We start from the raw sequence: 12,319 nt of genomic DNA on the forward strand, positions 1-12,319 counted from the left end.
GTGGCTACAGTCGAGCTCACCAAGGAAAACTTCGACCGGACGGTCAGCGAGAACCCGTTCGTGCTGATCGACTTCTGGGCGGGCTGGTGCCGGCCGTGCCTGCAGTTCGCGCCCGTCTACGAGCGTGCCTCGCAGGCCCACCCCGACCTGGTCTTCGCCAAGGTGGACACCGAGGCCCAGCAGGAGCTGGCCGGTGCCTTCCAGATCACCTCGATCCCGACACTGATGATCGTCCGGGACCAGGTGGCCATCTTCGCCCAGCCCGGTGCCCTGCCCGAGGCGGCCCTGACCGACCTCATCGGGCAGGCCCGTGCCCTTGACATGGACGAGGTACGCGCCAAGATCGCCGCCTCGCAGCAGGGCGCGCAGGATCCAGGCGGCCAGGGCACCGGCACGCCGGAGGCCTGAGTGCGTGACGCGGCCGCCGCTCAGCGGTGAGACTGGGCCGCATGACTGAAGCCGTGGAGTACGACGTCGTGGTGCTCGGCGGGGGACCGGCCGGCGAGAACATCGTCGACCGGACCCGCGCCGCCGGGCTGAGCACGGCCCTCGTGGAGAACGAACTCGTCGGCGGGGAGTGCTCGTACTGGGCCTGCGTCCCCAGCAAGGCACTGCTGCGCCCGGTGCTGGCGCGGGCCGACGCCCGCCGGGTGCCGGGTCTGGCGGGCGCCGTCGAGGGCCCCCTGGACACGGCGGCGGTGTACGCCCACCGCGACTACTGGACGGGCGACTGGAAGGACCAGGGCCAGATCGACTGGCTCGACTCCATCGGCGCCGACATCCACCGCGGCCACGGCCGCCTCGTCGGGGACCGCACGGTGGCCGTCACCGGCCCCGACGGCGAGCAGCGCACGCTGTCGGCCCGGCACGCGGTGGTCGTCGCGACCGGGACCCGGGCCGTGGTCCCGGACCTCCCGGGGATCGCGGGAGCCCGCCCGTGGACGAGCCGGGAGGCGACCTCCGCGCGGCAGGCGCCCGGCCGGCTGGTCATCGTGGGCGGCTCGGTGGTGGCGTCCGAGATGGCCACGGCCTGGCAGGGACTCGGATCGCGGGTGACCGTCCTGGTGCGCGGCTCCCGGCTGCTGCCGCGGATGGAGCCCTTCGCGGGGGAACTCGTCGCCGACGCCCTGCGCGAGGCCGGGGCGGACGTCCGTACGGGTGTGGCCGTCGAGTCGGTCGTACGGGAGAACCCGACCGGGCCGGTCCGCGTGGTGCTGGAGGGCGGGGAGGCCGTGGAGGGCGACGAACTGCTGATGGCGACGGGCCGGGCGCCGCGGACCGAGGACATCGGGCTGGACGCCGTCGGACTGGCCCCCGGTGGCTGGATCGGGGTCGACGAGACCTGCCGGGTGCCGGGCTTCGACTGGCTGTACGCCGTCGGGGACGTCAACCACCGGGCTCTTCTCACCCATCAGGGGAAGTACCAGGCCCGTATCGCGGGCGCCGCCATCGCCGCCCGTGCGGCGGGCACCCCGCTGGACACCGCACCCTGGGGCGCCCACACGGCCACCGCCGACACCCGCGCCCTGCCGCAGGCCGTCTTCACCGACCCGGAGGCGGCCGCGGTGGGCCTGACCCTGGCCGAGGCCGGACAGGCGGGTCACAGGGTGCGCGCCGTCGACTACGACCTGGGCCGGGTCTCCGGTGCCGGGCTGTACGCCGACGGCTACCGTGGCCGGGCCCGGATGATCGTCGACCTCGACCGGGAGGTCCTGCTGGGAGCCACCTTCGTCGGTCCCGGCGCCGCCGAGCTGGTGCACGCGGCCACCATCGCCGTCGCCGGTGAGGTCCCGGTCGCGCGCCTGTGGCACGCCGTACCGGCCTTCCCGACCGTCAGCGAGATCTGGCTGCGCCTGCTGGAGGCCTACCGCGACCAGGGCTAGTGCTGTGACCCGGTGAACCCTTCCGGTCGCAGCACTAGCCAGGTACTGCCGAAGTAGCGCCGGTCAGGCCCGTGCCGGGCGCCGCGGGCCAGGCGGGACTTCGACGACAGGGCCTGGCCCGCCGGCCGTCCCGGCCGGCGGCGTCCGGCCTCATTCGGCGATCTCTGTGCGTTCCCACCACTCGTAGACCGGGAGCGGTCCTTCGGGCCCCTCCTGGGTCCGCGACGTGCTCCGGAAGTGCTCGTATCCGCCGCGGTGCGCAATCTTGAGGTCTTCGCCGGGAGGGGCGGCCTCGACGATCCGTTCCTGCAGATCGTCCGGGCCGCCCTCCAGGGCTGCCTTGTTCGCCATGCCCCCAGTGTTCCCATCCGCGCGCTCGCCCGCATCACGAGAGAGCCGCCCGCGGGGGCCCGTGACCTGTTCCGACGGGTGGTCACGTGGCGTGAATCAGCCGTACACCCTTGATCGAAATTAGGTTAGCCTTACCTCAGTTTCGCTGATTCCCGCACCCGAAAGGTGTTCCCGTGATGCGTGCTTCCTCCCTGCCCCGAACCGCCGCCCGCGCGGCCGTCGCCGCCTCCGCCGCCGTCGCGCTCGCCGTCGGCGCGGCCGGCTCCGCCGCGGCCGCCACCTCGACGCGTACGGTCACCGACGGCTCGACCACCTACAACCTCAGCGTCACGGCGCCCTCCTCGGCCGCCGCGGCCGGACAGAACGTCACCGTCAGCGGCAGCGGTTTCAACCCCGGCAGGGGCATATACGTAGGACTCTGCGCGGTGAACGGGGCGCAGGGCGCGAGCAAGCCCACCCCCTGCCTGGGCGGTTCGGACCAGGCCGGTACCACCGGCGCCTCGCACTGGGTCAACAACGTCTTCGGCGGCACCCTCGCCAACACCTCGAAGTTCTCTCCGGGCGGAACCTTCAGCGTCACCATCCACGTGAAGGCCGACCTGGGTGGCGGCCAGATCTGCGGCGAGACGGTCGAATGCGCCGTCGTCACCCGCGCGGACCACTTCAACTCCTCGAACCGCACGTACGACGTCCACGTCCCGGTGACCTTCAACTGACGCTCCGGCGCGCCCCGTTCGTTCCACAGCCGGTCGTCGTTCCGCAGCAGGTCCGCCCGTCGACGAGGAAGCCATGACACCCCGACACCCGCTCACCCCCGGCCGCGCCGGAGCCGCCTCCGCGGCGCTCGCGCTCGTGCTGGCCTCGGCTGCCGCCGGCAGCCCCGTCCAGGCCGCCGGGGGTGAGGGAGGCGAGGTGCCGCAGGGCACCGTCGTGTACCGGGCGACCGCGCAGTTCACGACGGCCGGCCGGGCCCGCGACCTGCTCCTGCACCCCGACTCGAAGAAGCTGTACGTCGGTTCGGAGGACCTGCCCGAGACCACCGGGTCCAACGAGAGCGGTCTGCACGTCCTCGAACCCGCCGACGGCACGGTCCGCAGCACCGTCAGCCAGGCCCCGGGCCCCACGGGCACGCTCGGCCGCCGGGCCGTGCGGCAGCTCGTCGCGCCGCTGCCCGGGGACGGGGCCGTCTTCGTCTATCCGCTGCGCGGTATCGGCACCGCCAAGGACGGGGACGCCGCGGCGGCCGGGGCCTGGGTGCCGGGCGGTTCCGTCACCGACGCGGCTCCGGGCCCCGACCCCTCGACGGTGCTGGTGGCGCAGGGCTCCGTACTGTCGGAGGTCGACCTCGCCACCGCGGTCGTCAGGCGCTCCCTCACGCTGGAGGGCGGCGACCGGTTCGCCTACGACCGGGCGCGCGGCACGCTGTGGTTCACCGACCTCGGCAACCGCCGGATGTACCGCGTGGACCTCGCCGCCTTCCAGGTCGCGGCGACCGTCGAACTCCCGGCGGGCGACGGCTTCGGGGGCTTCACCGAGGTCGATCCCGAGACCGGCGCCGTGTGGGTCGGACTGGACACCTCTGTCGTCGTCCACGACGCGGCAGGCCGGCGGATCGGTGTCATCGAGGGCGGCGGCGGGGCGGACATGCCCCGCGCGGCCGGGTTCGACGCCGCCACGCACGAGGCCTTCGTGGTGTGGCAGGACCCCGGGGACACCTCCCAGCCGGGCAGCGACGACAACGGTGCGCTCACCGTCCACCGCACGCGCGACCTCAAGGAGGCCGCGAAGCCAGTCGTACTGCCCGGCAACCATGCCCAGTCGGGCAGTGCCGCCGTCGCCGTCCAGCCCGGTGGCGCCACCGTCTTCGTGTCGGATCCGGCCGCCGGCCGGATCACCCGGCTGGAGCGCTCCATGTCCCCCCGGGTCACCCGGAGCCCCGAGGACCGGACCGTAGGCGCGGGCGCCGAGGTCTCGCTGACCGCGCAGGCCGAGGGGACCCCGGCGCCCACCGTCGCCTGGCAGGTCAGCACGGACACCGGCCGGACCTGGCAGGCCGTTCCGGGAGCGACCTCCGCCACGTACGCCTTCAAGGCCACGACCGCCGACAACGGCCGCCGCTACCGGGCGGAGTTCACCAACGACGCCGGTACCGGCCGCACCGACCCGGCCGTGCTCACCGTCACCGCAGCGGACACCACGACGGACGGAGGCGGCGGTACGGCGGGCACCTCGAACGGGGCAGGCGGCTCCGGCGGGTCCGGTGGCCCGGCCGCCTCGGCAGGCCCGGACGGATCCGCGGCCACCGTCGGCGGGGCCGGTGCGGCAAGCGGTTCGACCGGGGGTCCGGCCGGCGGTACGGCCGGCGGGGCGTCCGGCACCACGGTCGGCGGTACGGGCACCACCCCCGCCGGCGGCGCGCTCGCCTCCACCGGAACGGCCGTGGCCTCCCTCGCGGGCGCCGCACTCGTGCTCACGGCGGCGGGGTGGGTACTGCTACGCCGCACCCGCCCGAGCCGTACAGGCTGAGGTCCGCGACGGGAACGACCGGGCGATCAGCTCTCGTTGAAGGTGTCGACCGCCTCTCCCGACCAGAGACCCAGGAGAGACCGCACGTGATCGTGATCGCCCGCCTCGGCGACGTCCACCTCGGCGAACCGCCGGCCGTCGCCTTCCATGTGCTCGGTGACGACGGCCGGCTGACCACGCACTACAGGGTGGTCGTCGGCCGCCGGTAGTTGCGCCCGTCGCGGGTCCGCGTGAGCAGGCCCGAGGTGATCAGGTAGCGCCGCAGCGCCGAGCAGTCCTCGTGCACGGTGCGCAGGGCCTCGTTCACCTCGGGCTCCGTGTACGTGCGGTCCGCCGGGAAGAGGGTCTGCGCCAGGTGGAGGAGCAACTGCTCGCGCCGGGCGGCCTTGCGCGGGATCGCGACGAGGCGCCCGCCGGAGAAGAGGTCGCTGACGTCCCGGCGGACCGGGCGCGGTTCGGACTGCTGCTGGTCGGACTGCTGCTGGTCGGACTGCTTGGGGGTTCGGGTGCTCTGCGACATGCCGTCGACCCTCTCGCGGCCGATACGGCCGGGCAACCCGATTTCCCGTCCGGCCCCGGAGCGCTCCGGGGCCGGACGGGTTCTCGTACGGGCCTGTTCTCGTACGGGTGAGGCGCGGTCAGGGGCCGACGGTGATGTCCTGCGCCGGGTCGGTGACGTCGGAGACCTGGTAGACGGCGTTGAAGACGGACGCGGACGCGCTCGTCGGGCAGCCGAACCCACCGGTGACCTTGACCGGTACGGAGGCGTTGGTGAAGGTCAGGCTCGACGGACTGCCGTTCGCCCAGGTACCGGCGACACTCGCCGGGGCCGTGGGCGCCGCCGTGACCGTACAGGAGGCGAGCCCGGTCGTCTTCAGCACCAGCCCGCCGGCCGGCACGGTCATGGTGGCCGTGATCGGCGCGCCGTCCTGCATGGACACCGCCCACGCACCGCTGGTGGTGATGGTCGGGGTCACCCCCGGCATGCTGGAGGTGCAGGAGCTGTACGTCGGCGGCGAGATCGGCGAGGACACCGGTCCGGCCGGGTTGCTGTTGCCGGGGGCGGCCGGCACCGTTCCGGTGGAGACGGAGACCGTGCAGGTCACCGTGACCGAACCGGCCTTGAGGGTGGCCTTCCCGCTCAGGACGGCCTTGAAGTCGTGGCCGGCCGGGGTGACCGTGGTCGACCCGGCCACGGGCACGGGAGCGGCGGAGGCGGTGACCGAGGCGAGCGCTATGGCTCCGGCGGCGGCCGTCCCGAGGGCGAGCGCGGTGCGCGTGCGGCTCATGGCTGTGCTCCTTGGGGATCGGAGTGCGGGGTGGGGGGAGTTGTCGCGCTCCGGGGCGGAGCCGGAGCGGGGACCGCGGTCCGGGGCGGGGACGGAGCGTGGACCGGGGTGAGAGGGGGAGAGGGGATGGGAGCAGGGGCGGGTTCCGCCCCCTCTCCCGCGCCGCCCGAGGTGTCGGCGCCGCCCGAGGCGCCGGCTGCGTCCGAGTCCCCGGCGCGCCGGGCGGCGTACGGCTGCCAGGCGAACATCAGGCCGCCGCCGAGGATGCCGAGGAGGGTGCCGATCAGGAACCCGCCCAGGTTCGACAGGACCAGCGCGGCCGTGGCGATCACGGTGGTGAGGACACCCGCGAGGCCGCGCTGGGGCGGCGAGAACCAGGCGGTGAGACCGAGGACGACCATCACGATGCCCATCAGGACGGACGGGATTCCCGCCACGCCTTGCTGGAGCATGATCTTCAACGGCGCCAGTGGGAGGACGCAGATCCACGTCCCGGCCAGGATCGCGAACAGCCCGCCCCAGAAGGGCCTGCTGCGCCGCCACCGACGCCATCGCTGACGGCGGCTCAGAAGCATTCCTTCTTGCCCTTGCTGACGTTCATGCTGAGGCCGGAGAGCTTGAAGGTGCCGGCGTTCGTCGCCCACGCCGTCTGCTGGAGGCCGGTGATGCGGACCGTGTCGGCCTGCTGGGCGAAGAGGTCCTGCATGCCCTGCGCGTCGGCCGGCCCCTTGTCGAGGGTGGAGGCGTCCCGCCCGATCTCTATGTTGCTGAACACGGCGTCGCCGGCGAGCTGGGTCGCGTCGACGAAGAGGTTGCTCGCCTCCACGGGGGTCTTCCTGCCCGCGGTGAGGTTGAGCGAGATGTCCCCGATCACCGGGAGCGTGGTGACCACGGACTGGCAGAGATTGCTGAGTTTCGCCTCCCGGATGGCGGTGACGGCCACCGGGATGAGCTCCTCGCGGGCGTTGACGTCGACGCCGCCGTACTGGGCGAAGCCCTCGCCCTCCAGGCTGCTCGCCGACACCTTGAACTGCTGTCCCGACACGGCGAACGAGGCGGCCAGTGCGCCCTGGGCGAGGGCGATGCCGAGGCCCGCGGTCACCGCGACGGCGGGAACGGTCAGGACGGCGAACCGGCGCCAGCGGACGCGGCCGGAGTCGCTGCGATCGTCGGATAAGTGGGGGGAACCGGTCATGGGAACGTCCCTTGTTTTCGGCTGTGCACCGTTGTTACCGACGAGTTGAATGTAAGAGTGCCAATGGTGGTTGGCAAGGTTGTGCGAGTGCGCCCTTTGAGCCGTCTCCTACTGCTCCGTACGCAGCAGTTCGGCGACCTCCGCGTCCACCCGCCGGGCCATCGCCCGGGCGAACTCCGTGGCCACGACCTCGCCCGCCACCGGCCGCAGGGCCGTCACCGCCGCCGTGATGTGCTGGATCTGGGTGGCCGAAAGCAACTCCAGTCCCTCCGCGCCGATCACGTGCAGCCGGAACAGTCCGACGAACCGGTCGGCGAGCGCGGCCGCCTGCGCCTGCACGAACTCCCCGGCGTCCAGGATCTCCGTCAGCGGCACCCCCTGCCGCACCAGCGCCAGCGTCGCCTCCAGCAGTCGCCGGCTCGGGTAGGTGACCAGCTCCCCGTCGACGGTGACGTAGCCGAGCTCCGCGGCCCGCCGGGTGTCCGCCGCTGTGGCTGTCGGGCCGAACAGCTCGCGCAGCTCGGCCCGGGTCAGCGTCACCGGCTCCTCCTGCACCCAGTCGCGGGTCATCTCCCGCTCCAGGCCCAGAAGTTGCGACAGTCCGCCGCCTTCCTCCCAGGCGTTCAGCAGCTCTGCGATGCCGTTGACCGTGTAGCCGCGGCCCAGCAGGTCGCTGATCAGCCGCAGCCGGGTCAGGTGGTCGTCGGAGTACCAGGCGATCCGGCCCTCCCGGCGCGGCGGCGGGAGCAGCCCGCGCTCCTGGTAGTAGCGCAGGTTGCGCACCTTGACGCCGGCCGCCCGGGCCACGTCCTCCCGGCGGTAGCGCCCGCCACCGCTCGCGTCCCCCACCTGACCGCTTCCGTCCCCCACCTGGCTGCTCACGCGCCAGAGTGTAGGACGTACCGGCAGGTCACATGGGGCGTGTGCCGCGCGGACGATCCTGCTTGACCGCCCGGAGGACCACGAACTTCGGCTCGCTCGCGACGACTTCGCTGTTGCCGAAGAGCCGGCGCAGGTGGGTGTGGTAGCCCATGTGCCGGTTGGCGACCACCCACAGCTCGCCGTGGGTCCGCAGCGCCTTGCGGGACTGGGCGAACATGCGCAGCGCCGTCGCGTCCGTCGTGGCCTGGTGGGAGTGGAAGGGCGGGTTGCACAGGATCAGGTCGACCGAGCCCGGATCCAGCATCGCGACGCCGTCGCCCACGAGGAAGTCGGCCCGCTCGCGCTCGCGGTGCACGTTGGCGCGGAAGGTGGCCTTCGCGGAGGCGACCGCCTGGTACGACTCGTCGGTGAACACGATCTCCGCGCGCGGGTCCGCGACGGCGACGGCGGTGCCGACGATGCCGTTGCCGCATCCCAGGTCCACGACCCGGGCGCCGTTCGTGTTGGTCGGGATGCTCTGCAGGAAGAAGCGCGTGCCGACGTCGAGCCGGTCCGCGCAGAAGATCCCGGCGTGGTTGACGGCCGTCAGCCCGGCGCCCGAGCCCGCTTCCTGGTCCAGCTTGTACGTCACCGGCCACGGGTCCTCGCCCTCGCTCCGCGCCGCGGTGGTGGCGCCGGGCGTGCAGAAGATCAGCCGGGCCTTCTTCTCGGCGAGCGAGGTCCTGGTCGGGCCGAGGATCTTCTCGAAGAGGCTCAGCGTGGAGGTGTGGATCTCCTTGACCATGCCCGTGCCGACGATGACGGTGCCCGCGTGCACGTGCGGGGCCAGCCGGTACAGCTGGTCCTCCAGCAGCGCCAGGCTCTTGGGCACCCGTACGAGGAGTACGTCGATCCGCTCGGGCGGCGGGTCCTGCGTGGTCAGGAGCCGCACCGTCGACTTGGCCGTACCGATCCCGGCCCGGTCCAGATTGGCCGCGGTACCGGCCCGGGAGAGGTACGAATCGGTGATCTGGGTCGGGTGGTAGGCGGCCAGTGCCGTCGTCAGCGCACCCCAGCGGTCACCGAGGATGGTGATCTGCCCGGCGCCGGCCAGATCCACCGGGCCGCGTTCCCCCGTACCGGAGTCGAGGTGGCGCAGCAGGTATTCGTCGGCGGCGTCCCAGGCACGGAGCCGGTCGCGTGGGTCCTCGGGGAAGCGGGTGAGCTCGTAGGAGCCGAAAGGCGTGGTCAGACGGTTCATCGTGCCCCCAGGCTAACCGAGGCGGCCGCCCGGCCCCGCACACGCGCGGCTACTCGGGGAAGTCCCCGGCCATCGCGGCGGCCATCCGCAGATGGGGGCGGGCCTCGTCGGACCGCCCCAGGCGCTCCAGGGTGCGGCCGAGCATCAGCCGGGCGTAGTCCTCCACCGGCCAGCGCTCCAGCACGGAGCGCAGCTCGCGCTCGGCGCGGGAGAGCTGCGCGGAGTGGTAGTAGGCGCGGGCCAGCAGCAGCCGCGGAGCCAGCTGCTCGGGGACCTCGCCGGCCAGCGGCTCCAGGATCCGGGCGGCCGTCGCGTACTCCCGCGCCTCGAAGAAGAGCTGGGCACGCGCCCAGCGCTCGGCCGCCGTCCCGTGCTCGTAGTACTCCGTCGGCGCGTTCATCGCGTCCCTTCCGCCGTTCAGGTGGCCCGTTCGCTGCTCCAACACGCGTGGCCGCCGGAACATTCCACTCAACACGACCGCCCCCTCGCGGCTAGGTTGTGCGCATGAGCAATCTCGATCGCCAGCCCGCTCTCTCCGCCTGCGGCGGCCGCGGATTCGTCGTGGCCGAACCGGTGCGCGAGCTCCTCAGCCCGCGCACGGTCAAGCTGGGGGAGTCCACCGAGGTACGCCGACTCCTGCCGAACCTGGGCCGCCGCATGGTGGGCGCCTGGTGCTTCGTGGACCACTACGGTCCGGACGACATCGCCGACGAGCCCGGCATGCAGGTCGCACCGCACCCCCACTCCGGACTCCAGACGGTGAGCTGGCTCCACCAGGGCGAGGTGCTGCACCGCGACAGCGTCGGCAGCCTGGAGACGATCCGGCCGCGCGAGCTGGGCCTGATGACCTCCGGCCGGGGCATCAGCCACTCCGAGGAGAGCCCGCGCCCGCACGCGCGCTTCCTGCACGGCGCCCAGCTGTGGGTGGCCCTGCCGGACGCCCACCGCAACGTGGAACCGCACTTTCAGCACCACGCCGACCTGCCGACGGTGACGGCCCCGGGCCTGACGGCGACGGTCATCCTGGGCACCCTGGACACGGCGACCTCGCCCGGCACGGCGTACACCCCGATCGTGGGCGCGGACCTGGCCCTGGCGGCGGGCACCGAGACCCGCCTCCCGCTCGACCCGGACTTCGAGTACGCCGTCCTGTCCATGTCCGGCGAGGCCCACGTCGACGGCGTCCCGGTCCTCCCGGGCTCGATGCTCTACCTGGGCTGCGGCCGCACGGAACTCCCCGTGCGCGCGGCCTCGGACGCGGGCCTGATGCTCCTGGGCGGGGAACCGTTCGAGGAGGAGATCGTGATGTTCTGGAACTGGATCGGACGCTCCCACGATGATATCGCGCAGGCCCGCGAAGACTGGATGAGCGGGTCGCGATACGGAGAGGTGAAGGGCTACGACGGACCTCCGATTCCGGCTCCTGAACTCCCGCCGACGCACCTGAAAGCCAGGGGAAGAGTGCGCTGAACTGCTGGTCTGTGTGGGGCGAGGGTCGGGTGCGGTGCTTGCTCCGGGCCCTCCGCTTTTGGCTGCGCAGGGGAGGCCGCCGGGCTTGGTGCGAGAGCCTTCGACGCCGACGGTCGAGTCTCATGTGTTGCAGGCTGTTACCAAGTTTGGTCGAACGAATGCTGACCTTTTGCTGACTTTACTGACGAGTAGTTAGATATGGCGGCTGGCTGGCCGAGTCCGGTTGCCTGCGAAGGGCAGTGGGGGTCGCCGCTGCGCCGTCGGCTCCTACGATCGTTCCGCCGGACCCGGCCAGGGCGTTCGATCCGTGGATGAAGCATGAGTGGCGGAACTTGTGCGCAAGTGACAACGCCCTTGCCTGTCCAGCCCCCTCCGCCAGGCTGTGACGGAGCGTCGTGCGCGCGCCGGAGGCCTACGGATCCGAGGTGACTGGCTGCTTCAGCGGCCTGCCCTCTCCCGGGAATCGGGCGGCCGCATTCGGCCGCCTGCAACCCACCGGGTGCGGGGCCGCTATGAGAGGCCGCCACGCCCGTGGGCTGCTGTTGCGGGGGTCGAGGCCTTCTCGTCCTGGTTGCCGTGGTCAAGATCGAAGGGCAACGTCCAGGTGTTGCTGGACCGGCTTGAAGAGTCCGTACGGGATGGACTGCGGGATCTCCGGCAGGGTCACCCAGGCGACCTCAGCGATTTCGTCGGCGTCCGCCACGTGCGCGGTCCCGCCGACCACCTTGCAGGCCGTGTACGACACTTGCCGACTGGTGATGGGATGGACCCGCTCGCCCAGCCGAATAACGGCGACCACGTCCAGGCCGGCTTCCTCCTTCGTCTCGCGGACGGCGGCTTCGTCGCATGACTCGCCCGGTTCGACTTTGCCCGCCGGGAACTGCCATGAGAGTTGGCCCTCCTCAACTCGTCGCCGTACGAGTAGTACTCGACCCTCATGAACCACAACGGCCCCGGCAACCCGACGCTGAGGTGGAGCGTTGTCATTCAGCGACGTCTCTCGGTCACTCACGGCAGCCACTGCCGTTTGGGGTGAGGAGGGTTTTGGGCGTCGGAGGGACGTCGGGGCCTGGTGGCTGTCGCGAGCCCCTCGTCGTTGCTGCGGTGAGTTGCATGCGGTGTGGCTTTCCGATCCTCATCCCTCGAAGAGCATTTCTTCCACTGCGGTCGGCGCCGCTGCCTCCTGCTGTGCGCGCTCGAACTCGAGCTGCCATGCCCGCGCCTCTGCGTAAGCGACGTGGACCATACTGCCCGGACACAGCACCAGTGCCCGGGGTTCGATCTTGTGGTCCTTGACCGATCCGTACCCGATCCGTTTTGTAGGCAGTAAGGCGTGCGGAACGGAGCAAGAGGGGCATGGAGCCTGCGGGAGGGTCGCCATGCCACCAGGATGGCCTAACCTCGCCGTTTCACTTGGGGTTGCTGGGCGGCTGAGCGAGGTTGTTGGAGGTCGTGTCGGCCGGTGGGCATGGTGAGGGCCCGA

General features: G+C 72.1%; 15 protein-coding genes. 6 read left to right on the forward strand and 9 right to left on the reverse strand.

Annotated elements, in window-relative coordinates; translation table 11 throughout:
- Both AAT21_RS12480 and AAT21_RS12485 read left to right on the forward strand, forming a co-directional pair.
- Entirely contained in the window at positions 1–408 is a 408-nt protein-coding gene (locus tag AAT21_RS12480) for a thioredoxin family protein (RefSeq protein ID WP_046776678.1), read from the forward strand.
- 41 nt (positions 409–449) lie between these two features.
- Positions 450–1,883 (forward strand): dihydrolipoyl dehydrogenase family protein, encoded by a 1,434-nt coding sequence (locus AAT21_RS12485; protein WP_046776679.1) that lies wholly within the window; start codon positions 450–452, stop codon positions 1,881–1,883.
- Positions 1,884–2,033: 150 nt separating this feature from the next.
- On the opposite strand, the gene AAT21_RS12490 is transcribed toward AAT21_RS12485, so the two are convergent.
- A complete protein-coding gene (locus AAT21_RS12490; protein ID WP_046776680.1) occupies positions 2,034–2,234 on the reverse strand; it encodes a DUF5988 family protein in 201 nt (66 codons plus the stop codon).
- 176 nt (positions 2,235–2,410) lie between these two features.
- Between AAT21_RS12490 and AAT21_RS38330 the strand changes: the two genes are divergently transcribed.
- The 3 genes from AAT21_RS38330 to AAT21_RS39655 all read left to right on the forward strand — a co-directional run bounded on the left by AAT21_RS38330 (position 2,411) and on the right by AAT21_RS39655 (position 4,969).
- The gene (locus AAT21_RS38330) at positions 2,411–2,950 is read left to right on the forward strand and encodes a neocarzinostatin apoprotein domain-containing protein (RefSeq protein ID WP_046776681.1); all 540 of its coding nucleotides are present in this window, start codon (positions 2,411–2,413) and stop codon (positions 2,948–2,950) included.
- A 73-nt stretch (positions 2,951–3,023) separates the two neighbouring features.
- Entirely contained in the window at positions 3,024–4,760 is a 1,737-nt protein-coding gene (locus AAT21_RS12500; RefSeq protein ID WP_052757733.1) for an immunoglobulin domain-containing family protein, read from the forward strand.
- 86 nt (positions 4,761–4,846) lie between these two features.
- Complete coding sequence (locus AAT21_RS39655) at positions 4,847–4,969, forward strand: hypothetical protein (protein ID WP_268768170.1); 123 nt, start codon at positions 4,847–4,849, stop codon at positions 4,967–4,969.
- On the opposite strand, the gene AAT21_RS35410 is transcribed toward AAT21_RS39655, so the two are convergent.
- The 7 genes from AAT21_RS35410 to AAT21_RS12535 form a co-directional block, all read right to left on the reverse strand.
- On the reverse strand, positions 4,942–5,280 hold the full coding sequence (locus AAT21_RS35410; RefSeq protein WP_079025699.1) for a DUF2087 domain-containing protein: 339 nt from the start codon (positions 5,278–5,280) through the stop codon (positions 4,942–4,944). The two genes, AAT21_RS39655 and AAT21_RS35410, sit on opposite strands and share 28 nt — an antisense overlap.
- 118 nt (positions 5,281–5,398) lie before the next feature.
- Positions 5,399–6,049 carry a hypothetical protein gene (locus AAT21_RS12510; protein WP_046776682.1) on the reverse strand — a complete coding sequence of 217 codons (651 nt, stop codon included), beginning with the start codon at positions 6,047–6,049 and terminating at the stop codon, positions 5,399–5,401.
- Complete coding sequence (locus AAT21_RS39660) at positions 6,046–6,624, reverse strand: DUF6114 domain-containing protein (protein ID WP_268768171.1); 579 nt, start codon at positions 6,622–6,624, stop codon at positions 6,046–6,048. Before AAT21_RS39660 ends, AAT21_RS12510 begins: the two co-directional genes overlap by 4 nt.
- Positions 6,615–7,244 (reverse strand): DUF6230 family protein, encoded by a 630-nt coding sequence (locus AAT21_RS12520; RefSeq protein WP_046776684.1) that lies wholly within the window; start codon positions 7,242–7,244, stop codon positions 6,615–6,617. The genes AAT21_RS39660 and AAT21_RS12520 overlap by 10 nt, the downstream gene beginning before the upstream one ends.
- Before the next feature lie 108 nt (positions 7,245–7,352).
- Positions 7,353–8,126 carry a MerR family transcriptional regulator gene (locus AAT21_RS12525; RefSeq protein WP_235438762.1) on the reverse strand — a complete coding sequence of 258 codons (774 nt, stop codon included), beginning with the start codon at positions 8,124–8,126 and terminating at the stop codon, positions 7,353–7,355.
- Between the two features lie 28 nt (positions 8,127–8,154).
- Positions 8,155–9,366: a methyltransferase gene (locus AAT21_RS12530; RefSeq protein WP_046776686.1), complete on the reverse strand. Its 1,212-nt coding sequence runs from the start codon at positions 9,364–9,366 to the stop codon at positions 8,155–8,157.
- Positions 9,367–9,415: 49 nt separating this feature from the next.
- Positions 9,416–9,766, reverse strand: a complete 351-nt coding sequence (locus AAT21_RS12535) for a tetratricopeptide repeat protein (protein ID WP_046776687.1) — start codon at positions 9,764–9,766, stop codon at positions 9,416–9,418.
- A gap of 104 nt (positions 9,767–9,870) precedes the next feature.
- Here AAT21_RS12535 and AAT21_RS12540 point away from each other — a divergent pair, with 104 nt between their 5' ends.
- On the forward strand, positions 9,871–10,836 hold the full coding sequence (locus AAT21_RS12540; RefSeq protein WP_046776688.1) for a pirin family protein: 966 nt from the start codon (positions 9,871–9,873) through the stop codon (positions 10,834–10,836).
- Positions 10,837–11,416: 580 nt separating this feature from the next.
- Here AAT21_RS12540 and AAT21_RS12545 read toward each other — a convergent pair.
- Positions 11,417–11,848: an NUDIX hydrolase gene (locus AAT21_RS12545; RefSeq protein WP_235438763.1), complete on the reverse strand. Its 432-nt coding sequence runs from the start codon at positions 11,846–11,848 to the stop codon at positions 11,417–11,419.
- Between the last annotated feature and the right edge of the window lie 471 nt (positions 11,849–12,319).

The sequence above is a fragment of the Streptomyces yangpuensis genome (genome assembly GCF_001005295.1).
In the GTDB taxonomy this organism is placed as follows: Bacteria; Actinomycetota; Actinomycetes; order Streptomycetales; family Streptomycetaceae; genus Streptomyces; species Streptomyces yangpuensis.